Raw genomic sequence first — 22,187 nt, 5'->3', positions numbered from 1 at the left:
AATCGGGCGAGACAGGCAAAGTTCGGCGAGCTTCATCAGTTCAGCCCTGCCGCATCGGTTTTCGCCACGGCGACGTTCATACCGGGGCGCAGATTATTCGCGCCCTCTATCACCACATTGGTCCCCTGCGATATGCCGTCCACAACGGCCATCTGCTGCTGGATACGCAACAGGTTCACCGGCTGCATCACCGCCTGATTATGCTTATCGACGATATAGACGAAATGCCCGTCCGGGCCGTTCTGAATCGCCTGCGGCGGCAGCACGACGACGTTTTCCGTGCCAGCATCAACGTTGACCGCCTGATACGCGCCCGGCCACAGCAGATTACCGGCGTTGCTAAAGCGCGCCTTCAGCGCGATGGTGCCGGACTCGGTGCTGACGGTGTTATTAATAAAATCCAATACCCCCTCCACCGCCTGCCCTTTAGCGTTATTCACCCACACCCGCACCGGCCCCTGCGCCTGTGCGGCCAGCACCGGGTTGAGATCTTTTTCCGGCAGCGTAAACGAGACGCCGATCGGGTCGAACTGGCTGACGGTGACAAGCGGCAGCGAACTGCCGGGTTGCACCAGACTGCCCGGATGGACGTTCAACGCGCCGGTTTTGCCGTTAACCGGCGCGTAAATGCGCGTATAGCCAAGCTGCGCCTGCGCGCTGCGAATATCGTCCCGCGCCGCGTTAAACTGCGCGTCATACTGCTGCCGCGCGCTTTGCAACGCGTCCCAGTCGGACGCCGAGATATAATTCTGCGCTTTCAGCGCGCGCCCGCGGTTGAGATCCCGCTGCGCTTTATCCAGCAGCGAGCGTGATTCCGCCTGCGACGCCACCGCCCGGTGCAGGGTCGTCTGCTGTGTGTTGTCATCCAGCGTGAACAGCAGCTGCCCCTGATGCACCACATCCCCTTCTTTAAACTCCACCGATTTAACGGTTCCGGTAATCTGCGACTGGATATCAACCTGATTTAACGAAACCACGTGCCCCTGCGTGGCGAGCGTCAGCGGCAGCGATTTGACCTGCGCCGGCACCAGGCTCACCAGCGGAACGGGCGCGCTGCGCGGCGTAGCGGAAACGGTGCTTTGGCGGGAATACAGAAAATAGAGCATGACGGCGCCGAACATTAGGCTGACGACGATAAACGGCCTTGAGCGTAATAATTTCATCGCAATGAACACCCGGAAAGAAATTGCTCAAGTCTACCCACCGCTAACAGACAGAAATGCGCTGCCCAGATGACAATTTTGTCATCTCAATAAAGAAATACCTGTGCGCTGCTTACCGCACTGGAACGAGCACGGAGTGGGGTAAGTCACATCAGAAGAATTACGGATGGTCGTGCGATTCTGCGCAGTGATTTTATCAGGCGTTCTTACGCCTATCACATAGTGCTGTTTTACAGCGTAATACAGGAATAGCAGGTGTAAAAATAGGGATTAAGACCTTAAAATAGGGCTTTAAATTGACAATATAGGGATTAAATCCTATATGGTGTATTGAGTGGTAGACAAGCTTTAAACACTCAGGGGAAACAGGATGGCCCAAGTAGTCTGGGCGGGTAAGGCGGTTAAAGACCTTCGTAAACTCCCAGCCAACGATCAGAAAACGATACGGACAAGCGTTAATTCACCAGGACTACCCCGCGACAAAGAGTAAGCCGCTCGATGTTACCAAGTTGACGGATCGCGGCAGCGCGTATCGCTTGAGGGTGGGAAATTATCGCGTACTGTTTGAGTTACAAAAAGGGGAACCCGTCATTATTGAAATTCAGCGTATATTACGCCGCACCAGCACCACGTACTAAACAGGCCCGAAAATCGAGCCAACATGAGTCGAAACGAAGCGTTAAAGATTAGGAAAATCTATCATGTCAAACATTCAATACATTACCGATGATCGTGGGCAGAAGATTTCCGCCGTCATTCCGATGGCATTGTTTGAAAAGCTTATTCATAACTGTGAGCTCGACGAACTGTATGAACTGGTGCAAAACGATATCGGCCCCAGCGATGATGTGCACTATCCCAATGAAGTGATCAATATCCTGTCATCCAAAAATTGCACGATGCAAGCCGCCTGGCGCATCTATCGAGGAATGACGCAAAAGCAGGTCGCAGAAAAGTTAGGCATAAAACAATCCACGGTTTCCGAATTCGAGAAATCAGAACGGCCACGTAAAGAAAATATTGAGCGGCTGGCCGAACTGTATAACTGCAAACCCGAACAGTTGATCCTTGAATAACATGTGTTAGCTCAGATTTGAGCTGACACTTTTGTGGCTCAGGGCCATACCTAATCTGACAGGCAACTTTGTGCCAGGAGCGGACGTTGCTAATATCGTGCTATGTTAATCTATGGGGAGTAGGTCAAGGTGTCCCAAGTTCTTCAAGGAGACGTTGCATCGTGAAAGTAGTTTTTAATGTCAATGGGAAGAAAGTCCCGCTCAAATCTTTGCAATACATAAGTAAAGCAAACCAGCTCGAAGTAATGCGCAATTGGTTTTTTGAGAACTTCGAAGACCCCGCAAATTCCTGCCCTTATGAAACCCGTGAAGGTGGATATGCTTACATATATGGCGGCCCATACGAGGCAAGTGAAGAGCTGCAAGCAATGTTTGAAGGGTACGTAAAGTTTGGTTATATCCAAGAGTTAGTAAACGAGTTGCAAGAGCAGTGTTACGAATGGTCAGGCAATTCCAATAATATTGATGATTGGTATGATGAAGACTTGTACGATGCAGTAACATCTTCCGAAAAACCTTTTTTTAAGTTCGTTGAAAATATTGACGGAATAAAATCACTGGCAAAAGGTGAATATACAAATGAGCAAGAAGATCGTCTGCTTAGTATCTTGTACACCAACGTTATTACAGCCTTGGAAACGCTTTATGTCGAGTTATTCATTAATTCTATAGATAAAGATGAGTCCTATATTGCCGACTTCATAGAAAAGGGTAAGACGGAGTTCAAAGTAAGCAAAGAAATTGTAGCTTTGCCGTTCAAAGGTGAACCCATTGAAAAAATAAGGGAGGAACTAATCAAAGCAATCAAGGAGCATTTGATTAGTGCCAGCTGGCATAACACAAACCAAGTTGTGAAGCGTTACAAGGCTACGTATGACATTAACGTACAAAAAGACTGGCCGATAGACGCGATTGAAATCGCAACGCTAAAGCGCAACCACTTAGTGCATCGTGGCGGTAAGGATAAAGACGGCAATCCAGTGGTGATTACAGAGCAAGATTTAGAACAGTTGTTGGATCAAGCAATGTCGCTTGGCAAAAAATTGTACGATAGCCTCGACAATGCAATGCAGAAAAAAACCGTATGGCCGAGTGAGAATTTTAAGCAAGAGGAGCCGCTTAGCAGCCCACACTGAATCATCATGACTAATCTAGACACTTCCATACCATCTCTACTCACGGCATAACGTCCGCTTTTCGCTGCGAGTTCAACTGATCGATGCAACGCTATCCTTAAACAAGGAGGGCGCTACCATGAAAAAAAGAAAACGCATTCACTACACATCAGAGCAGAAAGCGTGTAGTGGCCACACTGAATTTGGCCACCTGAACAGAGGTGATATGCTCACCTCAGAACAATACAGGTATCCCAATGAAAAGAAGAAATTTCAGTGCAGAGTTCAAACGCGAATCAGCTCAGTTGGTTGTTGATCAAAACTAAACCATCGCCGAAGCGGCCAAAGCTATGGATGTAGGCCTCTCAACAATGCCCCGCTGGGTCAGGCTGTTACGGGAGGTAGCAACAGTACGTCAGGTGTGCCTTGTCGTATACACGAAACGGGGTAGAGGCAGTTTTTTCGGTTCTGGTTAGATTTCCATCAATGACTGATGGCTGGTGGACTTGAGGAGACGTTGATAAAAGGGAACTTGGAGCGGGCGAAGGGAATCGAACCCTCGTATAGAGCTTGGGAAGCTCTCGTTCTACCATTGAACTACGCCCGCGTCGAAAGTGACTGGCATTATAGCGTCATCTGTCTGGCGGGCAAGACAAAACACCGGCTGATTGCGCGCGTTTTAAGCAGTCGATTCAGCCGGGCTGCGTCCACAGCGTTTGGTATCCGTTCACAATCACCTGTGCGGCGAACACGGCGAACAGCACGGCGGATAACGCGCTGCAATAAAACGACAGTCGGCCTTTCAACGCGCCGCGCCCGAACTGGATTAGCAGCGCCATGAATAGTGTCCAGATCACGCCGCCGATAAAGAATCCGCCCAGAAACAGCGCTACCTGTCTGGCGGAGCCGTCGGTCGCCTGGGCAATCAACGTCCCGCCGACCGCCGCAAACCACAGCAACGCGCTGGGCGATGCCAGCGCCATGCCCATTCCGCTGATAAAATCGCGGTGAGCCGGTGACGACGCGCGTGGTGAAAATACGGTAACGGTGTCGATCGGCAAACCGCGATGCTGGCGGTAGTCGCGCCAGGCGCTACGTGCCATGTTGAACGACAGCCACAGCAGCACGCCGCCGCCGCCAATCCACAGCAGCCAGCGTACCGGCGTATAGTTGAAAATCACCGCCATCCCCAGTACCGACAGCGTGGCGTAAATCAGATCGCCGAAGCAGGACCCCAGGCCGATAAAAAACGCCGCCCCGACGCCGTCCCGAATACCGCGATTAATAATGGCGGTATTGACGATCCCCAAATCCAGACACAGCGACAACGACAGCAGCACGCCGCTCAACATCACCAGTAGCATAGCTTCCCTCAGTTATTCTTTTTTCCGGTAACGTGTTTCCGGTAATTAATGTGCGACGAGCTTACGGTGATATTCGCCGTCTGTATTGTCAAAATTTGATATCGCGAAATTGCCCCGGCGTCATGGCGTTATAACGGCCGAACGTCTTGGTGAAGTGCGCCTGATCGGCAAACCCCAACTCCAGCGCCACCTGGCTGATAGGCATCCCCTGACGCAGCCAGATACGCGCTCGGCGCATACGCACCTGCATCAGCCACGCCAGCGGCGAGATACCTTCCGAATGCGTAAAACCGCGCACCAGATGCGCGGCGGAAATGCCTTCCTGTCGCGCCAGTTCAGACAGCGTTGGAATCTCGGCCAGATCGCTCGCCAGTTGCGCTTTGATACGGCGGATACGGGCCGGCTCGCGTATGGGATGGGGAACAGAAGCGCCGCAGGTCTGCGTCATCAGTTCAGACAACCACATCACGATCTGCTCTTCACGCTGCGCGGGGGTCATCACCGCCGTCACCAGTTGGGTCAATTGGCGGGCCAGCCGGGGAGACACGCAGGCCGGGCGTGAAAACCGCAACGATTGCTGGAAATAGTCGTCGAACGCCTGAGGCTGCACGTACAGCGAGGCGCATTGCCAGCGGTCGTGGCTGTGTTCGCTGCCCTGCAACTGGCCGGGATTATAGGTCGTGACCATTGAGGTATCGGCAACAAAGGTGTCGCCGTCCAGCCAGACCTGCTCTAGCCCGCCCAGATTGGCGCTGATGACGAACTCGTCATGACTGTGACGGGGGAAACGCTTGCCGTTGGTTAACAACGCCAGCTCAAACGCATCATTACGGTACGTGATCATCATCATCCCCGGTGAAAAACAACACACTGACGATAACATGGCGGCTATCGCAACAAGAAGCGATGCCCGTTTTTCCACCAACGACATTCTCCGGTAATAATTATTCCGCGTTAATTTCCCCAGGTAAAGTAAGCGGATTAATTATTTACGCCATATCTATTCCTGACAAAAAAATATTTATATTAAAAATAGACACTTCGGCATGTCATTTATTTTTAATTTGACAGTTCAGGCCGCCGGACTAAATTATCGATACATAACGCGAATAAAATTCTTTATTCCCGCCCTTGTATTAATTGGTTCCATCACGTACACCCCACCAGGCCAGGAATCCAAGCAAAAAACATCAATATATTGATATAAAAAGACTTTACATCAAAAGCCGCTGAGAGGTTGCTATGGCTAATTCTGGGTTATCGAATATTGAGCATATTGTCGTATTAATGCTGGAAAACCGCTCTTTTGATCATATGCTGGGATTTCTTTACGCTGACCGGAATAACCTTTCTCCGCTCGGGCATCCCTTTGCCGGTTTAACCGGCAATGAAACCAATCCAGACAGTAACGGCAATCCGGTTCAGGTATTTAAAATTACGCCGGATACGCCCAATGCGTATTTCATGCCGGGTTCCGACCCCGGAGAAGGGTATTACGCGACGAATTCGCAACTGTTTGGCGATATTCATGCGCCAGGCGCCCCACCCGCCAACAGCAATCAGGGATTTGTCACTGACTACGCCTACACATTGGGCTGGCAGTCGCAGGAAAGCGGCTGGAAAATCCTGCCGGGCACCCAGGCCGGCAATATCATGGGGTGCTTTACGCCACAGACGCTTCCGGTGTTATCCGCGCTGGCAACAGGTTACGCCGTCTGTGATCATTGGTACGGCTCCGCCCCCACCGAGACGCTGCCCAACCGGGCGTTCGTTTCGGCTGCCACCTCGCAAGGACACATGAATGACAAGACCAAGAGCTACACTTGTCCGTCCATTTTTGGTCGGCTCAGCCAGTCCGCAGTCACCTGGTCCATCTACGGTTATGACCAGCCGCCGCTGACCCGCCACAATTTTCCCGATACCCAACAGGCTGATGATAGTCACTTCGGTTTGTTCAGCGATTTTCAGCAGGCGGCCCGCAACGGCACGCTGGCGTCGTATGTCTTTCTGGAACCCAGTTGGGGTGAGGACGGCAATAGCCAGCACCCGGTCGCCGACGTCGCATTGGGAGAACAGCTGATTCACGATGTTTACTATGCCCTGCGCACCAGCCCGCTCTGGAACAAGACGTTGCTGATCATTACCTACGATGAGCACGGCGGCTGTTACGATCATCTGCCTCCGCCGTGGAACGCCACGCCGCCGGATGCCAGTACCGGCGAGTACGGTTTCGACTTTACCCGTTTCGGGCCGCGCGTGCCCACCGTGCTGGTTTCACCCTGGATTGAAGCGGGCACCGTATTCCGGGTTGCGGATCAGGCGACACCGCTGGACCACACCTCGATCCTCAAAACCGTGCAACAACGCTGGGCGCTGTCGCCTCTGACAAACCGCGATGCCGCCGCCCCCGGCGTGGGGGACGTACTGACGCTCGCCACGCCGCGCACCGACGATCCGCTGACTGGGGTGACCGTTCCCTCCTCGACCGGAAAAAATCCGGCGCAGGGCATGCCATCCCACCTGCAACAGGTCCATGCCGAGCTGGTCAGCGAGCTGCCGGTATCGGATGCGCAAGGCGGAATGCACCATCAAATGCCCGACATGACCACTGCGGCCGAGTACGCCGACTACATCAGCCAGCGCACACAAGACTGGCTGAATTCCCGTTAACCGTTTCCCGGCCAAGACCGGGATCAGGACGACAGTATCAGTGGGGAGCGACCGCTCGGCCCGCGTCCCCGCTGTGTTTTGGCAAGGTTTTCACCCGCAATGCTTAGAACCTTGCCGTTTTCTTTCTCCTGCGCATTTCTGTGAGGACCTATGTCTGACATCAACACACAGCATTACCTTAGCGCCCAACTGGCGCCGCTGGGTACAACTACGCTGGACGCCATGTGGCAGCTGTTTGTGCACATCGGCAAATTCTGGCGCAATCTGGACGACTCGCCCAGCTATCAGCCGCTGCTGTATTCCTTTATGGCGAACCGCATTAATACCGACCCGCTGTACCAACAATATTACGCCACCGCTCAAACGGTGATCGCGCAGTTGATACAGGAGCATGGCCCGGAAGACGCCTATACCGTTCTGTTTACCGACGCCAGCGCCAACCAGCCCCCGGCCCTGACGCCGATGACCATTACCCGGCAGAAAGTTTCCAATGAATTCATCGCCCTACAGTTATCGCTGGGCGGCTTCAAATCCTTCGGCGGCGCGCTGAACTATCCGGGGTACTTTGGCGGCGCCAACGTTCCCGGCGCTCCAGTACCCTATCGTTCATTCTGAGGGCTTCATCATGCGTGTCGATACGTTAATTATTGGTTCTGGCATCGCCGCCGCCGCCCTGTCGCAGCGTCTGCTGGATTACGATCCCAACGCTTCCATCCTGCTGCTGGAAGCCGGCGGCAGGGTGAAAATGCAGGATTACAACACCTGGACGACCTATCTGGTCAACGGCAAGCTGCCTTATGAACGGTATTACGATCTCCCCTACCCGGACCGGGATCATCCGGGAGAAAACCTGAACGCGGGCGGTACGGAAATCCCACTGGCCGGTGCGCGTGCGCTCACCTACGGCGGTTCGACCATCCACTGGGGCGGCTGGTCCTTCCGTCTTAAACCGGAAGATTTTTACCTGCACAGCAATACCGGCGAGTCGATCGACTGGCCATTCGATTACCACGAACTGGAACCCTATTACTGCGCCGCGGAGCATTACATCGGCGTCTCCGGCGATTCCCACGACCCCACCGTACCGCGCAGCGCGGGCTACCCGTTCCCTGCTTTCCCCTATTCGCTGGAAGACCAACCGATGGCGACGGCGATGGAGTCGCTCGGCATCGGTTATAGTCATGTCCCAATCGCGCGACACGGCATAACGGATACCGTGTCGCGCCACGCGCCGTGCCAGACGACCGGAACCTGCAAGTACTGCCCGTTCGGCGCCCGTTACGCCGCCACCAACTTCCTCAACGATATGCAGGAATGGGAAAACCACGAAAACTTCCATATCCGCACCAACGTCGTCGTGGGGAAAATCCTGATGGACGACAAGCAGTCGGCAACCGGCGTGGAATGCGTGGATAAAGAGAGTGGACAAACGGAAGTTATCCATGCCAAACGCATCATCGTGGCGGCAGGCACTATCGAATCCGCCAAACTGCTGCTGCGTTCAGCGTCGACAAACTGGCCCGGTGGGCTTGGCAACCAGCATGACCTGGTCGGCAGAAATTTTATTACTCACCCTTATTTCATCTTCACCGCCAACCTGCCGGATAACCCGCAGGCGCTGCAACCGGAGATGAATTTTCCCACCCTGTGCTCCCGCCATTTCGACAGCCCGGAACAACAGGCCAAAGGGAAATTCATACTGATTAACCCGCCCGGCAGCCCGCTGCTCAATCTGGCGCAGCAGATGCAAAACGGCCTGACGCGCGAAAAGATGGATGCCTATGTCTCCGGTCCGACGCAAATCCAGTTGCACGGCATGCTCGAAGTGTTTTCACGCTATGACAACCGCATCCTTAACTTTAACAAGATCAATCATCTGGGAATGGAAGAAACCCTTGTCGACTACACCAAAGACACCACTTTCGACCAACGGATGATGGAAATTCAGTCCCATGTCAGCCAACTGTTCGGGCAAATTGGCGCCACGCTGTCAGGCAAACCCAGCGTTTCCTGGCGCGCCGACCACGCCGCCTGCGTGACCCGGATGAGCCACGATGCCAGACAAGGGGTGGTCGATCCGCATCTGTGCATTCACGGTACCGACAATGTCTACATCTGCTCGAATGCGGTGTTCCCTTCCACCGGCGCCATCAACCCAACCCTGACGTTGGCGGCCCTGTCTCTGCGTCTGGCGGATCACCTCCACCATCGTGGCCTGTAAGGAGCCGAACATGAGCCTTGAAACCCAAAAAACCGAATTGCTCGACTGGCTGAAAACCGCCATGACGCTGGAGTTTGGCACCATTCCGCCTTACATGATGGCACTCGTCAGCCTGCATCCGGATAAAAACCGGGTGCCCGCCAACCTCATCAGGGCGGTGATGATTGAAGAGATGCTGCACATGACGCTGGTCGGTAACCTGATCAACAGCCTGGGCGGCCGGGTCGACCTCGGGCCGGACTCGCTGCCGAGCTATCCGCTGGCGATGGAGTTCAGAGGAAAGCGCTTCAAAGACCGGAAGTTTGACGTCAACCTGCAGGCGTTCAGCCCGCAGGCGATCGAAATTTTTATGATGATTGAACTGCCTTCCGACTGGGCGGAACGGGAGCCGTTGATGCTGATGGCCGCCGACGAACTGGATATCGACGGCCTGACGATCGGCGACTTTTACCTCAACATTCTGCATCAACTGGAAGAACTGTGCGGTAAGTATGGCGAAAGCGCCGTTTTTTGCGGCGACCTCGCCTTGCAGATCAGTCAGGATTATTACTGGTCCAGCGGCGGCAAACCTATCGTGATCACCAATCTGTCCAGCGCCCGGGAAGCGATTAATACCATTATCGAACAGGGTGAAGGATCATCCACCAGCATCTACGACGATGACCACCGGACCTTCGGGCAGCCGATGGAACTGGCGCATTTCTATCGGTTCAGGGAGATCTATTTCGCCCGCTATTACCAGCCCGGCGATAAGCCGCACCAACCGCCCAGCGGCGAGGCCTTTCCGGTCGACTATCAGGCCGTGTACCCGATCAAGACCAACCCGGTTGCCGGCGATTACGCGCCGGACACACCGCTGGCGGCGCTCAATGAGCAATTCAACCGGCAATACACGCTGATGCTGTTGCAATTGCAGCAAGCCTTTAGCGGCCAACCGAGAGCCCTGTATACCGCGATCATGAACGGCATGCACGGCATGGTGCCCATCGCCGTCAATATGGCCAGCCAGCCGATACCCGGCGATGCCGAACAGCGTCATGGCACGCCGACATTCAGCTGGTTTACGCCTTAGCGCGCCCGGCGCAAATTGCAGCCGTAAAAAAACCGGTGCCAGCAGGCACCGGTTTTTCATCGTGCAATCGTCACCCGACAGAATTACTTCTGCGGACGCATCGCCGGGAACAGGATCACGTCGCGGATGGTGTGGCTGTTGGTGAACAGCATCACCAGACGATCGATACCGATGCCCAGGCCGGCGGTCGGCGGCAGGCCGTGTTCCAGCGCGGTAACGTAGTCTTCGTCGTAGAACATGGCTTCGTCATCGCCGGCGTCTTTCGCAGCAACCTGATCCTGAAAGCGTTGCGCCTGATCTTCAGCGTCGTTCAGCTCGGAGAAACCGTTGCCGATTTCACGTCCGCCGATGAAGAATTCAAAGCGGTCGGTAATTTCCGGATTCTGGTCGTTACGACGCGCCAGCGGAGAGACTTCCGCCGGGTACTCAGTGATGAAGGTCGGCTGAATCAGATGTGCTTCGGCGGTTTCTTCGAAGATCTCGGTGACGATGCGGCCCAGACCCCAGCTCTTCTCCACCTTGATGCCGATAGATTCCGCGATGGCTTTCGCCGCGTCGAAGCTGTCCAGATCCGCCATGTTGGTTTCCGGGCGATATTTCTTGATCGCCTCACGCATGGTCAGCTTCTCGAACGGCTTGCCGAAGTCGAACACCTGGTCGCCGTACTGCACTTCGGTCGCGCCCAGCACGTCCTGCGCCAGCGTGCGGAACAGCGACTCGGTCAGTTCGATCAGGTCTTTGTAGTCCGCGTACGCCATGTAGAGTTCCATCATGGTGAACTCAGGGTTGTGACGCGGCGACACGCCTTCGTTACGGAAGTTGCGGTTGATTTCGAACACGCGTTCAAAACCGCCCACCACCAGACGCTTCAGGTACAGTTCCGGCGCGATACGCAGGTACATGTCGATATCCAGCGCGTTGTGATGGGTGATGAACGGACGCGCCGCCGCACCGCCGGGGATCACCTGCATCATCGGCGTTTCCACTTCCATGAAGTCGCGGCCGACCATGAACTGGCGGATGCCGGCCATAATCTGCGAGCGTACGCGGAAAGTATGGCGAGACTCTTCGTTAGCGATCAGGTCCAGATAGCGCTGACGGTAACGGGTTTCCTGATCCGCCAGGCCGTGGAACTTGTCCGGCAACGGGCGCAGCGCCTTGGTCAGCAGACGCAGTTCGGTACAGTGGATCGACAACTCGCCGGTTTTGGTTTTGAACAACTTGCCGCGCGCGCCGACGATGTCGCCGAGGTCCCATTTTTTGAACTGTTCGTTGTAGACGCCTTCCGGCAGATCGTCGCGCGACACATACAGCTGAATGCGGCCGCCCACGTCCTGCAGCGTCACGAACGACGCCTTGCCCATGATACGACGGGTCATCATGCGGCCGGCCACGTTCACTTCCAGACCCAGCGCTTCCAGCTCTTCGTTGTCTTTTTCGTCGTAGCTGGCGTGCAGTCGATCAGAAATGCTGTCACGGCGGAAATCATTCGGGAAAGCCACGCCGGTTTCACGCAACGACGCCAGTTTCTCGCGGCGCGTTCTGAGTTCGTTATTAAGATCCAGCGCCTGTTCGGCACCCTGATTTTGTGGTTCAGACATGAGAATTCCTTATAACCCCGCTTTTAAACTTGCTTCGATAAACTTGTCCAGATCACCGTCCAGCACCGACTGGGTATTGCGTGTTTCCACCCCGGTGCGCAGGTCTTTAATACGGGAGTCATCCAGCACATAAGAACGAATCTGGCTGCCCCAGCCGATGTCGGACTTGTTGTCTTCCAGCGCCTGTTTCTCCGCGTTCTTCTTCTGCATTTCAAACTCATACAGCTTGGCTTTCAGCTGCTTCATGGCCTGATCTTTGTTCTTGTGCTGGGATCGATCGTTCTGGCACTGAGTAACGATATTGGTGGGAATGTGGGTGATACGCACCGCGGATTCAGTACGGTTAACGTGCTGGCCGCCGGCGCCGGACGCGCGGTATACGTCGATACGCAGGTCCGCGGGATTAATCTCGATATCAATGTCGTCATCCACTTCCGGGTAGACGAAGGCAGAGCTGAACGAGGTGTGACGGCGACCACCGGAATCGAACGGGCTCTTACGCACCAGACGGTGTACGCCAGTTTCGGTACGCAGCCAGCCAAACGCATATTCGCCCATGATTTTGATGGTGGCGGACTTGATACCGGCCACTTCACCTTCGGACTCTTCAATGATTTCGGTCTTGAAGCCTTTGCTTTCCGCCCAGCGCAGATACATGCGCAGCAGCATGCTGGCCCAGTCCTGCGCCTCGGTGCCGCCGGAACCGGCCTGCAGGTCGAGGTAGCAGTCGGCGCTGTCGTACTCGCCGGAGAACATACGGCGGAATTCCAGCTGACCCAGCTTGCTTTCCAGCTGATCCAGCTCGGCAACGGTGTCGTTGAAGGTGTCTTCGTCGTCTTCTTCCACCGCCAGTTCCAGCAGACCGGAAACATCGTCCAGCCCCTGAACCATCTGATCAATGGTGTCGACAATCATTTCCAGGGAGGAACGCTCTTTCCCCAGCGCCTGCGCGCGTTCAGGTTCGTTCCATACGTCGGGCTGTTCCAGCTCGGCGTTTACCTCTTCCAGACGCTCTTTCTTGGCGTCATAGTCAAAGATACCCCCTCAGAACAGCTGTCCGTTCAGACAGGTCCTGAATGCGGTTTTTTACCGGATTGATTTCAAACATGGTGTTAGGATCTTAATGTTGTTTGTCGATGAGATAATGCATGTAAACGGCAAATTGTAGCGGATCCGCGCCGTGGTTTATAGCTTTTTACCTATTTTAGCGGGATACGCCGCATGGCGAAAAGAAAACGCCGGGGGGAACCCCGGCGTAGGTTTCAGCGCCTGTGCGCTACAGCGGCCACAGGTGCTCGATCAGCAGTTGTACCGAACGTTTGCCGCGGAATTCGTTGACGTCCAGTTTGTAAGCCAGCTCGACTTCGCGCACGCTGCTATCGGGCCACAACAGGGTGTCGACGTTGAACGCGATGCCGTCCAGCAGCGGGCCGCCGCCCAGCGGCTCCACCATCACTTTGAGGTGGCGCTCGCCGACCAGCCGTTGCTGCAACAGGCGAAAGCGCCCGTCGAAAGTCGGCTCCGGAAACGCCTGCCCCCACGGCCCCGCTTCACGCAGCATCTCGGCAGTGCCCAGCGTCAGCTCAGGGATCGCCAGCTCGCCGTCGGACCAGACGACGCCTTCCAGTTGCGAGGCATCCAGCCACTCGCCCACCAGGTCGGCAAAACGCTGGCGAAACTCGTCAAAGCGATCTTCCACCAGCGACAATCCCGCCGCCATGGCGTGGCCGCCGAATTTCAGCATCAGGCCGGGGTGACAGGTATCAAGGCGTTCCAGCGCGTCGCGCAGATGCAACCCGGCGATAGACCGCCCGGAACCTTTCAGAATGCCGTCGCCCGCGGGCGCAAACGCGATAACCGGGCGGTGAAAGCGCTCCTTGATGCGCGACGCCAGAATCCCCACCACTCCCTGATGCCACTCCGGATGGTACATCGCCAGCCCCAGCGGCAGCGTGTCGCGGCTGCGCTCCAGCTGTTCGCACAAGTGCAACGCTTCCACCTGCATCCCGGCTTCGATTTCACGGCGACTCTGGTTCAGCGCATCCAGATCGCTGGCCAGCATCCGCGCCTGCACGATGTCGTTACACAGCAGCAGTTCCACGCCGACGGACATATCGTCCAGCCGGCCGGCGGCATTAAGACGCGGCCCGAGCGCAAACCCCAGATCGCTTGCCACCAGTTGGACGGCGTCGCGGTTGGACACTTCCAGCAACGCGCGAATCCCCGGTCGGCATTTGCCGGCGCGGATCCGGCTTAATCCCTGCGAGATCAGAATACGGTTGTTGGCATCCAGCGGCACCACGTCCGCCACCGTGCCCAGCGCCACCAGATCCAGCAGTTCCGCCAGATTCGGCTCGGCCAGCCCGCGTTCGACAAACCAGCCACACTCCCGCAGGTTAGCCCGCAGCGCCATCATCAGGTAAAACGCGACGCCCACCCCGGCCAGCGCTTTCGACGGAAACGTGCAATCCGACAGGTTGGGGTTGATCATCGCCTCCGCCGCCGGCAGGGTTTCCCCCGGCAGATGGTGGTCGGTCACCACCACCGCGATGCCGCGCCGGTGTGCATCGTCCACCCCGGCGTGGGACGAAATACCGTTATCGACGGTCACGATCAGCTCCGCGCCTTTAGCGGCGGCTTGCGCCACCACTTCCGGACTGAGCCCGTAGCCATCTTCAAACCGGTTGGGCACCAGATACTGAACTTCACGGCCGCCCATGCTACGCAACGCCAGCACCGTCAGCGCGGTGCTGGTGGCGCCGTCGGCGTCGAAATCGCCGACGATCACGATGCGGCGGTTATCCGCCAGCGCCTGACGCAACACCTCGACCGCCTGCGTAATGCCGCCAAGCAGACGGTAATCCAGCAGGCCGCGCAGACTGCGTTCCAGTTCCTGCATCTGTCGTACGCCGCGCTGGGCGTATAAACGACGCAACAATGCGGGGAGGGAGTCGGGTAACTCTGTCTCCGCCGTCGGGCGACGACGGAGTTGGGTAACAACATTCACGCTTGATTAACCACTCGATTCAATTAACCACTCGATTCAATTAACCGCCTGATTTCAGCGAGGCTTTGTGCGCATCCAGCATCGCCATCATCTCTTTGGGCGGCTGATATCCCGGCACCACCGTGCCATCGTCCAGCACGATCGCCGGCGTCCCCTGCACGCCGAACAGCACGCCCAGCTGATAATGGGCGCCGATATCGGTTTTACAGGTGGCAGGCGACACGTCATCGCCTTTCATGGCGGCGTCAAACGCCTTGTTGCGATCCGCCACGCACCAGATCGACTGCATGTCTTTTGCCGCCTGAGAATTCATGCCCTGACGGGGATACGCCAGATAACGCACGGTAATGCCAAGCGCGTTGTAGTCTTTCATCTGCTCGTGCAGCTTGTGGCAGTAACCGCAGGTGATGTCGGTAAACACGGTAATGACATGTTTTTCCTGCGGCGCCTTATAGACGATCATCTGGTCTTTCAGCGCATCCAGACGCTCGTTCAGAATATGGTTGGTAACGTTCACCGGGGTCTTGCCGCTGACGTCATACAGCGGCCCCTGCAGCAGGTGTTTGCCGTCCTCGGTGATATAGAGCACGCCGTTCTCGGTCAGCACGGTTTTCATCCCGCCGATGGGGGAATCCTTCACTTCCGCGCTCTGCAAACCCAGACGGTTTAGCGTCTGCTTGATTGCGGCGTCATCGGCGCGCGCCACGCCGCTCAGGGCCAGAGTCAGCAATGAAAAGAGTACTACACGTTTTTTCATGGAATTATCCTGTTATCAGGGCGCAAGCGCCGTGCTTATCCATCATTGGCGGGGAACCCGCCATGACATCCTGTCAGCCCACCGGACCTCATGCCCGGGGATGGTGCTGTTGATGCAGCTGTCTCAGCCGCTCCGTCGCAACGTGGGTATAAATCTGCGTGGTGGAAAGATCGCTGTGGCCCAGTAACATCTGTACCACTCGCAGATCCGCACCGTGATTCAGCAGGTGGGTTGCAAAGGCATGACGCAAAACATGCGGAGAAAGTTTATTGCTGTCAATAGACGCCAGTGTCGCATAGTGCTTGATGCGGTGCCAGAACGTCTGGCGCGTCATTTGCTGGGCGCGGTTGCTTGGGAACAGCACATCCAGCGTCTGGCCGTTCAGTAGCCAGGGGCGGCTGTACTCCAGATACTGTTCCAGCCAGTACACCGCCTCTTCTCCCAGCGGTACCAGCCGTTCTTTGTTGCCCTTCCCTATCACGCGCACCACGCCCTGTCGCAGGCTGACGTCGCTGATGGTCAGCCCCACCAGTTCCGATACGCGCAGGCCGGTGGCGTACAGCAGCTCCAGCATCGCTTTGTCCCGCAGTTCGATCGGTTGATCGGTAACCGGCGCCGCCAGCAGCGCTTCTACCTGCGCCTCCGTCAGATCCTTCGGCAGCCGCTGCGGCAGTTTGGGCGAAGACAGCGGCGCGCTCGGGTCGTCGGGGCGCTGTTTTTCCCGGTACAGGTACTGGAACAAGCGTCGCATCGCGCTCAGCAGACGGGCCGAACTGGTCGCCTTGTAGCCGCCTTCCAGGCGTTCAGCCAGAAAGTCCTGCAAATCCGACGGCTGCGCCTGCAACAGGCTACTGTCATGATGAGCCAGCCAGTCCGCCAGCGAGCGCAGGTCATTGCGATAGGACGACAGCGTATTTTCCGCCAGATTGCGCTCCAGCCACAGAGCATCCAGAAACTGCTCGATTAACGTCTGATCCTGTTTTGGCATCACTCTCTCCCGTCATGCCGCCAACGGCTCCATTCAACCATTATGCCTCACCGAGTATGTTCGGGGTACAATTCGGTAATCATTCTCAACTTCATCACATCCTGTGGCAAAACGAAGCGCGAAAGGGATTATATTTTCTTATTCCAGCGTATCCCGGAATGCCGTTGCCACAAGGGCCGGCATCAGACGCGGCGCTGGTTTGAAAAGAACTTTTTTCTATGCATAGAATGCGGGTCCGTGTGTTACAAAAAAGCAAAAAACTATGCAAGCCTCCATTTCATCCACTATTGATAATCAAACACCAGACGCGCCGGTAAACTCGCGCAACAAAGTGGTGGTCGCCTCGCTGATCGGCACCGCCATCGAATTCTTCGATTTTTACATTTATGCTACCGCCGCCGTGCTGATATTTCCGCACATTTTCTTCCCGCAGGGTGACGCTACCGCCGCCACGCTGCAATCGCTGGCCACCTTCGCCATCGCGTTTGTGGCACGCCCGATCGGCTCCGCGCTATTCGGCCACTTCGGCGACCGCGTCGGCCGCAAAGTGACGCTGGTTGCGTCGCTGCTGACCATGGGGATCTCCACCGTATTGATCGGTCTGCTGCCGAGCTATGAAACCATCGGCGTCCTGGCTCCGCTGCTGCTGGCGCTGGCCCGTTTCGGCCAGGGGCTTGGCCTCGGCGGCGAATGGGGCGGCGCGGCGCTGCTGGCGACGGAAAACGCCCCGGCCCACAAGCGCGCGCTGTACGGCTCCTTCCCGCAGCTGGGCGCGCCGATCGGCTTCTTCTTCGCCAACGGCACCTTCCTGCTGCTGTCCTGGGTGCTGACCAATGAACAGTTCATGGCCTGGGGATGGCGCGTGCCGTTCATCGCCTCTGCCGTGCTGGTGATCATTGGCCTGTACGTGCGCGTATCGCTGCATGAAACCCCGGTATTCGCCAAGGTCGCCAAAGAAGGGAAACAGGTGCGCGTGCCGCTGGGCACCCTGCTGAGCAAACATGTGAAAGCCACCGTTCTGGGCACGTTCATCATGCTGGCGACCTACACCCTGTTTTACATCATGACCGTCTACTCCATGACCTACGGCACCACACCGGCGCCGGCCGGGCTTGGCATTCCGCGCAACAGCTTCCTGTGGATGCTGATGATGGCGGTGATCGGTTTCGGTTTGATGATCCCGGTGGCGGGCTATCTGGCTGACGCGGTCGGCCGCCGCAAAACCATGATCACCGTGACCTGCATCATGCTGGTGTTCGCCATGGCGTTCCCGTCTTTGCTGGGCTCCGGCAATCAGGCGTTGATTATGGCGTTTCTGGTATGCGGCCTGAGCCTGATGGGGCTGACCTTCGGCCCAATGGGCGCGCTGCTGCCGGAACTGTTTCCGACCGAAGTGCGTTATACCGGCGCGTCGTTCTCCTATAACGTCTCCTCTATTCTGGGGGCGTCCGTAGCGCCGTACATCGCCGCCTGGCTGACCAGCCATTACGGGTTGTTCTATGTGGGCGTTTACCTCGCCGCGATGGCATCGCTGACGCTGATCGCCTTGCTGCTGACGAAGGAAACCCGTCACCAGTCTCTCAGTTAAGTCAGTTAGGGATGAAGACGCCGTCTTCATCCCTTCTTCCGCTCCCGCCCTGTACGCCCCTGTGATATTCCGTTAGGCTAAACGCTCTGCGATACCGCCTTTATTGATGCAATCACGATCAGACACTTATGAATATAGGACTTTTTTACGGCACCAGCACCTGTTACACCGAGATGGCGGCGGAGAAAATCCGCGACATTCTGGGCGAGGAGCTGGTAGACCTGCACAACGTGAAAGACGTCGCGCCCCAGGAAATGGAAAACTACGAGATGCTGATCCTTGGTATCCCCACCTGGGACTTCGGTGAAATTCAGGAAGACTGGGAAGCCATCTGGGCGCAGCTGTCGGCGCTGAATCTGAAAGACAAAATTGTCGCGCTCTACGGCATGGGCGACCAGTTAGGGTACGGCGAATGGTTTCTGGACGCGCTTGGCATGCTGCACGACCAGCTCAAGCCGCTGGGGGTGCGTTTTATCGGCTACTGGCCGACAGAGGGCTACGACTTCACCAGCCCGAAACCGGTTACGGAAGACGGTAAGCACTTTGTTGGTCTGGCGCTGGATGACGTGAATCAGTACGACATGAGCGACGAGCGGATTCAACAGTGGTGCGAGCAGATTCTGCACGAAATGGCGGAGTTACTTTGACGCACAGCCTGACGCGCGACGTCAGGGCTGGCGTTCAGGCGTTGCGTGTGCAGCATGGATGCAACGCCTGATGCCGGTTTGATGCGGCTCCCGCCATTAATGATGGTGGGAGGATTCCGTTCCCTGCAGCGAATGCTGCTGCAGCAGTTGGCGCAACAGCCGCCACTCTTCGTTTCCCATACTGTCAGACGCCAGCCACAGGCGTTGATGCCCTTTGCCATCCACCGCCCGCAATGACAGCAACACGCCGTTGCGCATCAGCCACGGCCGCCGGACTATCTGCCAGTCACGCTTCTGCCAGTGCAGTTGGTTTTCCCCATGCAGGGAAATCTCCCCCTGACGCGTCTTGATGATGCGCTGGCTGAACACAAAACCGAACACCACCAGCGTCACCAGCCCCAGCCACAGCGGCGCATAGCCGTCCGGCCAGGGGGCCAGCAGGATCATCAGCACCAGAAACCCGTGCGTCAGCAGCGAAAACAGCTGCATGCGCCAGGATACGCGTAAATCACATTGCCACTGGGCCACGGTCTTTATTTCGCGTCTGAATAAGGGAAACCATGCGTTTCAGCGCCGGATCCACCGGCTCGCCATGGTTCATCAACCAGTTGAACAAGTCGGGATCGTCGCACTGCAACAGACGGATGAACTGCTGCTTGTCGTCGTCGCTCAGCGTGTCGTACTCATGCTCGAAAAACGGCATGATGGAGATATCCAGTTCACGCATTCCGCGTCTGCACGCCCAGTGAATACGTGATTTGTTATTGATGTCCATGTTCATTTCGCCCACTTCTCTGTATGGTTATCCGCGCAGGTTGATGATGAATGTCGGTGTAACCCTATTCTACCTGATGGCCTTCGACTAATAGTAACACTTTGACATATTTTCGCGTACTATCGCGTGTACTATTTCACGGATGCGCAGCATATCGCACAATTAGACCAATTCACTTCGCCTTCTCGCCTCCGCCTTCTGTTCCGTCGTTCACCGCCTTATGACAGAACACAGCCTAAACTGCTTGCAAAGCGTTGTCGCTCTTTTACCATTGGGTCATTCACTGACATTACGCATCGCAGGACTGTCATATGGCTCATCCGTTTACCGCACAACCGCTGTTTTCTTCCGCTCAACTGCCCGCTACCCTGATATCGCTGGATGATTGGGCGCTGGTCACCCTGGCCGGGCCGGACACGGTCAAATACCTTCAGGGCCAGCTTACGGCCGACGTTGATACCCTACAGGCCGGTCAGCACGTGTTGTGCGCCCACTGCGACGCCAAAGGTAAAATGTGGAGCAACCTGCGCCTGTTCCATTATGGCGACGGGCTGGCTTATCTGGAGCGCCGCAGCATTAGAGATACCCAACTGGCGGAGCTGAAAAAATACGCTGTCTTCTCCAAAACCACCATCGCGGCCGATGACAACGTCGTGCTTCTGGGGGCTGTGGGTCTCGACATCCGCGCGCATCTGGCGCCCCTGTTCTATGCCCTGCCCGACGCCGATAACGCCGTGGTACAGCAACCGGGAGCGACGCTGCTGCATCTGGCTCACCCCGCCGAACGTTTCCTGCTGGTGCTGGATGCACAACGCGCCGCCGCGCTCATCGAAACGCTGTCATCCAGCGTCAAACTCAACGACAGCCGCCAATGGCAGGCGCTGGATATCGCCGCCGGGCAGCCCATTATTGACAGCGTCAACAGCGCACAGTTCATTCCACAAGCCACCAACTTACAGGCGCTGCAAGGCATTAGCTTCACTAAAGGATGCTACGCCGGTCAGGAAATGGTCGCGCGCGCCAAATACCGCGGCGCCAACAAACGTGCGCTGTACTGGCTGGCGGGCACTGGCGCGCAGGCGCCCGCAGCGGGCGATGAGCTGGACCTGAAACTCGGCGATAACTGGCGCCGTACCGGCACCGTGCTGGCGGCCAGCCAGTTGCATGACGGTACATTGTGGGTTCAGGCGGTGCTGAACAACGATCTGGAAGCTGACAGCGTGCTGCGGGTACGCGACGACAGCGGCAGCCAGCTCGCTATTCAGCCGCTGCCTTACTCGCTGGAAGAGTAACCGGGCCTTCAAAAGCATCAGGGAGCCGCGGTTCTCTGATGCTCATCCGACCAACAGCAATATCCGCACGGGTTATTCCACGTACAGGTAAATCGCCAGAAAGTGGCACACGCTGCCCCCCAGCACAAATCCATGCCAGATGGCGTGATTGAACGGAATACGCTTGCAGACGTAAAACACCACGCCCAGCGTATACACCGCGCCGCCTATCGCCAGCAGCGTCACGCCGCCGATGGACAGTTTCATCGCCAGCTGATAGACCACAATCAGCGACAGCCAGCCCATCAGCAGATAGGTAATCAGCGACAGCACCTTAAACCGGTGTGCAAACGCCAGCTTGAATATGACGCCCAGCAGCGCCAGGCTCCAGATAGCGATCATCAGTCCGCGCGCCAGCGGCGAATTAAGCCCCACCAGCAGAAAAGGCGTATAGGTCCCGGCAATCAGCAGATAGATGGCGCAGTGATCAAATTTCTTCAGCCAGCGTTTTGCGCGCTGATGAGGAATGGCGTGATACAACGTCGATGCGAGAAACAGTAAAATCAGGCTACCGCCATATAAACTATAACTGGTGATAGCGAGAGAAGTGGCGCCGTTGTCCACCGCCTGCACCAGTAATAACACCAGCCCGACAATCCCAAAGACAAAACCGATTCCATGGCTGATACTGTTGGCGATTTCTTCCGCCAGCGTATACCCCGACTCCCCCGTTTTTTTCTTCATGCCAACCTCTTGTCACACTTACCCATACGCCTGCGCCTGCGGCCTTCCCTGCCACGCTGAGCAAGCTTTGAGCAGATTAACTGAGAACAATTCCAGTGTACACCTGTACGCTAAAATAAAAATCATCG

At 56.3% G+C, this 22,187-nt stretch carries 20 protein-coding genes, 1 tRNA gene and 1 pseudogene; 10 read left to right on the top strand and 12 right to left on the bottom strand.

Annotation, left to right across the window (positions count from 1 at the left end):
• Window positions 1-35 precede the first annotated feature (35 nt).
• Window positions 36-1,163 carry an efflux RND transporter periplasmic adaptor subunit gene (locus tag DDA898_RS03765; protein ID WP_038910253.1) on the bottom strand — a complete coding sequence of 376 codons (1,128 nt, stop codon included), beginning with the start codon at window positions 1,161-1,163 and terminating at the stop codon, window positions 36-38.
• A 701-nt stretch (window positions 1,164-1,864) separates the two neighbouring features.
• On the opposite strand from DDA898_RS03765, the gene DDA898_RS03760 reads away from it, so the two are divergent.
• From DDA898_RS03760 to DDA898_RS23005, 3 genes and pseudogenes are all read left to right on the top strand, one after another.
• A complete protein-coding gene (locus DDA898_RS03760; protein WP_038910252.1) occupies window positions 1,865-2,239 on the top strand; it encodes a helix-turn-helix domain-containing protein in 375 nt (124 codons plus the stop codon).
• A 161-nt stretch (window positions 2,240-2,400) separates the two neighbouring features.
• The gene (locus tag DDA898_RS03755; RefSeq protein WP_050570178.1) at window positions 2,401-3,375 is read left to right on the top strand and encodes a hypothetical protein; all 975 of its coding nucleotides are present in this window, start codon (window positions 2,401-2,403) and stop codon (window positions 3,373-3,375) included.
• Window positions 3,376-3,611: 236 nt separating this feature from the next.
• A pseudogene (locus DDA898_RS23005) lies at window positions 3,612-3,755 on the top strand (transposase); the annotation flags it as partial.
• A gap of 132 nt (window positions 3,756-3,887) precedes the next feature.
• Here DDA898_RS23005 and DDA898_RS03750 read toward each other — a convergent pair.
• From DDA898_RS03750 to DDA898_RS03740, 3 genes are all read right to left on the bottom strand, one after another.
• Window positions 3,888-3,961, bottom strand: a tRNA-Gly gene (locus DDA898_RS03750).
• Between the two features lie 85 nt (window positions 3,962-4,046).
• On the bottom strand, window positions 4,047-4,718 hold the full coding sequence (locus tag DDA898_RS03745; protein ID WP_038910251.1) for a LysE family translocator: 672 nt from the start codon (window positions 4,716-4,718) through the stop codon (window positions 4,047-4,049).
• An 88-nt stretch (window positions 4,719-4,806) separates the two neighbouring features.
• Complete coding sequence (locus DDA898_RS03740; protein ID WP_038910250.1) at window positions 4,807-5,562, bottom strand: AraC family transcriptional regulator; 756 nt, start codon at window positions 5,560-5,562, stop codon at window positions 4,807-4,809.
• Window positions 5,563-5,960: 398 nt separating this feature from the next.
• Here DDA898_RS03740 and DDA898_RS03735 point away from each other — a divergent pair, with 398 nt between their 5' ends.
• The 4 genes from DDA898_RS03735 (at window position 5,961) to DDA898_RS03720 (ending at window position 10,681) form a co-directional block, all read left to right on the top strand.
• Window positions 5,961-7,388 (top strand): alkaline phosphatase family protein, encoded by a 1,428-nt coding sequence (locus tag DDA898_RS03735; RefSeq protein ID WP_038910249.1) that lies wholly within the window; start codon window positions 5,961-5,963, stop codon window positions 7,386-7,388.
• 150 nt (window positions 7,389-7,538) lie between these two features.
• Entirely contained in the window at window positions 7,539-8,003 is a 465-nt protein-coding gene (locus DDA898_RS03730) for a hypothetical protein (RefSeq protein WP_013316373.1), read from the top strand.
• 10 nt (window positions 8,004-8,013) lie between these two features.
• Complete coding sequence (locus tag DDA898_RS03725) at window positions 8,014-9,609, top strand: GMC family oxidoreductase N-terminal domain-containing protein (RefSeq protein WP_038910248.1); 1,596 nt, start codon at window positions 8,014-8,016, stop codon at window positions 9,607-9,609.
• Window positions 9,610-9,619: 10 nt separating this feature from the next.
• Window positions 9,620-10,681: a ferritin-like domain-containing protein gene (locus DDA898_RS03720; RefSeq protein WP_038900294.1), complete on the top strand. Its 1,062-nt coding sequence runs from the start codon at window positions 9,620-9,622 to the stop codon at window positions 10,679-10,681.
• Between the two features lie 83 nt (window positions 10,682-10,764).
• Here the strand turns inward: DDA898_RS03720 and lysS are convergent, their stop codons facing one another.
• The 5 genes from lysS to xerD all read right to left on the bottom strand — a co-directional run bounded on the left by lysS (window position 10,765) and on the right by xerD (window position 17,034).
• Complete coding sequence (lysS, locus tag DDA898_RS03715) at window positions 10,765-12,282, bottom strand: lysine--tRNA ligase (protein ID WP_013316370.1); 1,518 nt, start codon at window positions 12,280-12,282, stop codon at window positions 10,765-10,767.
• A 9-nt stretch (window positions 12,283-12,291) separates the two neighbouring features.
• Window positions 12,292-13,390 (bottom strand): peptide chain release factor 2 gene (gene prfB, locus DDA898_RS03710; protein WP_013316369.1). Its coding sequence is split into 2 segments (ribosomal slippage): window positions 12,292-13,314 and window positions 13,316-13,390, totalling 1,098 coding nucleotides; the frame shifts between segments, so codons are not numbered across the junction.
• A 168-nt stretch (window positions 13,391-13,558) separates the two neighbouring features.
• The gene (recJ, locus tag DDA898_RS03705; RefSeq protein ID WP_038910247.1) at window positions 13,559-15,289 is read right to left on the bottom strand and encodes a single-stranded-DNA-specific exonuclease RecJ; all 1,731 of its coding nucleotides are present in this window, start codon (window positions 15,287-15,289) and stop codon (window positions 13,559-13,561) included.
• A gap of 40 nt (window positions 15,290-15,329) precedes the next feature.
• A complete protein-coding gene (gene dsbC / locus DDA898_RS03700) occupies window positions 15,330-16,046 on the bottom strand; it encodes a bifunctional protein-disulfide isomerase/oxidoreductase DsbC (protein WP_013316367.1) in 717 nt (238 codons plus the stop codon).
• A gap of 88 nt (window positions 16,047-16,134) precedes the next feature.
• On the bottom strand, window positions 16,135-17,034 hold the full coding sequence (xerD, locus tag DDA898_RS03695; RefSeq protein WP_013316366.1) for a site-specific tyrosine recombinase XerD: 900 nt from the start codon (window positions 17,032-17,034) through the stop codon (window positions 16,135-16,137).
• A gap of 262 nt (window positions 17,035-17,296) precedes the next feature.
• Between xerD and DDA898_RS03690 the strand changes: the two genes are divergently transcribed.
• Both DDA898_RS03690 and fldB read left to right on the top strand, forming a co-directional pair.
• Window positions 17,297-18,622, top strand: a complete 1,326-nt coding sequence (locus DDA898_RS03690; protein ID WP_038910246.1) for an MFS transporter — start codon at window positions 17,297-17,299, stop codon at window positions 18,620-18,622.
• 128 nt (window positions 18,623-18,750) lie between these two features.
• On the top strand, window positions 18,751-19,269 hold the full coding sequence (fldB, locus tag DDA898_RS03685) for a flavodoxin FldB (protein ID WP_038910245.1): 519 nt from the start codon (window positions 18,751-18,753) through the stop codon (window positions 19,267-19,269).
• Window positions 19,270-19,365: 96 nt separating this feature from the next.
• Here the strand turns inward: fldB and DDA898_RS03680 are convergent, their stop codons facing one another.
• Window positions 19,366-19,797 carry a protein YgfX gene (locus DDA898_RS03680; protein WP_038910244.1) on the bottom strand — a complete coding sequence of 144 codons (432 nt, stop codon included), beginning with the start codon at window positions 19,795-19,797 and terminating at the stop codon, window positions 19,366-19,368.
• Window positions 19,778-20,044, bottom strand: coding sequence for an FAD assembly factor SdhE (gene sdhE / locus DDA898_RS03675; RefSeq protein ID WP_013316361.1), 267 nt, complete (start codon window positions 20,042-20,044; stop codon window positions 19,778-19,780). The genes DDA898_RS03680 and sdhE overlap by 20 nt, the downstream gene beginning before the upstream one ends.
• A 311-nt stretch (window positions 20,045-20,355) precedes the next feature.
• On the opposite strand from sdhE, the gene ygfZ reads away from it, so the two are divergent.
• A complete protein-coding gene (gene ygfZ / locus DDA898_RS03670) occupies window positions 20,356-21,336 on the top strand; it encodes a tRNA-modifying protein YgfZ (RefSeq protein ID WP_038910243.1) in 981 nt (326 codons plus the stop codon).
• A gap of 72 nt (window positions 21,337-21,408) precedes the next feature.
• Here the strand turns inward: ygfZ and trhA are convergent, their stop codons facing one another.
• The gene (gene trhA / locus DDA898_RS03665; protein ID WP_038900288.1) at window positions 21,409-22,059 is read right to left on the bottom strand and encodes a PAQR family membrane homeostasis protein TrhA; all 651 of its coding nucleotides are present in this window, start codon (window positions 22,057-22,059) and stop codon (window positions 21,409-21,411) included.
• Window positions 22,060-22,187 lie beyond the last annotated feature (128 nt).

It is taken from the genome of Dickeya dadantii NCPPB 898, from assembly GCF_000406145.1.
GTDB lineage: Bacteria > Pseudomonadota > Gammaproteobacteria > Enterobacterales > Enterobacteriaceae > Dickeya > Dickeya dadantii.
Note: the sequence above shows the minus strand (reverse complement) of the source record. Positions and strands in the feature narration are given on the sequence as shown.

Bases quoted from the DNA above. Each gene is read 5' to 3' on its own strand.
- DDA898_RS03765 (WP_038910253.1), bottom strand. From the start codon at position 1,163: ATGAAATTATTACGCTCAAGGCCGTTTATCGTCGTCAGCCTAATGTTC.
- DDA898_RS03760 (WP_038910252.1), top strand. From the start codon at position 1,865: ATGTCAAACATTCAATACATTACCGATGATCGTGGGCAGAAGATTTCC.
- DDA898_RS03745 (WP_038910251.1), bottom strand. From the start codon at position 4,718: ATGCTACTGGTGATGTTGAGCGGCGTGCTGCTGTCGTTGTCGCTGTGT.
- DDA898_RS03740 (WP_038910250.1), bottom strand. From the start codon at position 5,562: ATGATCACGTACCGTAATGATGCGTTTGAGCTGGCGTTGTTAACCAAC.
- DDA898_RS03735 (WP_038910249.1), top strand. From the start codon at position 5,961: ATGGCTAATTCTGGGTTATCGAATATTGAGCATATTGTCGTATTAATG.
- DDA898_RS03730 (WP_013316373.1), top strand. From the start codon at position 7,539: ATGTCTGACATCAACACACAGCATTACCTTAGCGCCCAACTGGCGCCG.
- DDA898_RS03725 (WP_038910248.1), top strand. From the start codon at position 8,014: ATGCGTGTCGATACGTTAATTATTGGTTCTGGCATCGCCGCCGCCGCC.
- DDA898_RS03720 (WP_038900294.1), top strand. From the start codon at position 9,620: ATGAGCCTTGAAACCCAAAAAACCGAATTGCTCGACTGGCTGAAAACC.
- lysS (WP_013316370.1), bottom strand. From the start codon at position 12,282: ATGTCTGAACCACAAAATCAGGGTGCCGAACAGGCGCTGGATCTTAAT.
- dsbC (WP_013316367.1), bottom strand. From the start codon at position 16,046: ATGAAAAAACGTGTAGTACTCTTTTCATTGCTGACTCTGGCCCTGAGC.
- xerD (WP_013316366.1), bottom strand. From the start codon at position 17,034: ATGCCAAAACAGGATCAGACGTTAATCGAGCAGTTTCTGGATGCTCTG.
- DDA898_RS03690 (WP_038910246.1), top strand. From the start codon at position 17,297: ATGCAAGCCTCCATTTCATCCACTATTGATAATCAAACACCAGACGCG.
- fldB (WP_038910245.1), top strand. From the start codon at position 18,751: ATGAATATAGGACTTTTTTACGGCACCAGCACCTGTTACACCGAGATG.
- sdhE (WP_013316361.1), bottom strand. From the start codon at position 20,044: ATGGACATCAATAACAAATCACGTATTCACTGGGCGTGCAGACGCGGA.
- ygfZ (WP_038910243.1), top strand. From the start codon at position 20,356: ATGGCTCATCCGTTTACCGCACAACCGCTGTTTTCTTCCGCTCAACTG.
- trhA (WP_038900288.1), bottom strand. From the start codon at position 22,059: ATGAAGAAAAAAACGGGGGAGTCGGGGTATACGCTGGCGGAAGAAATC.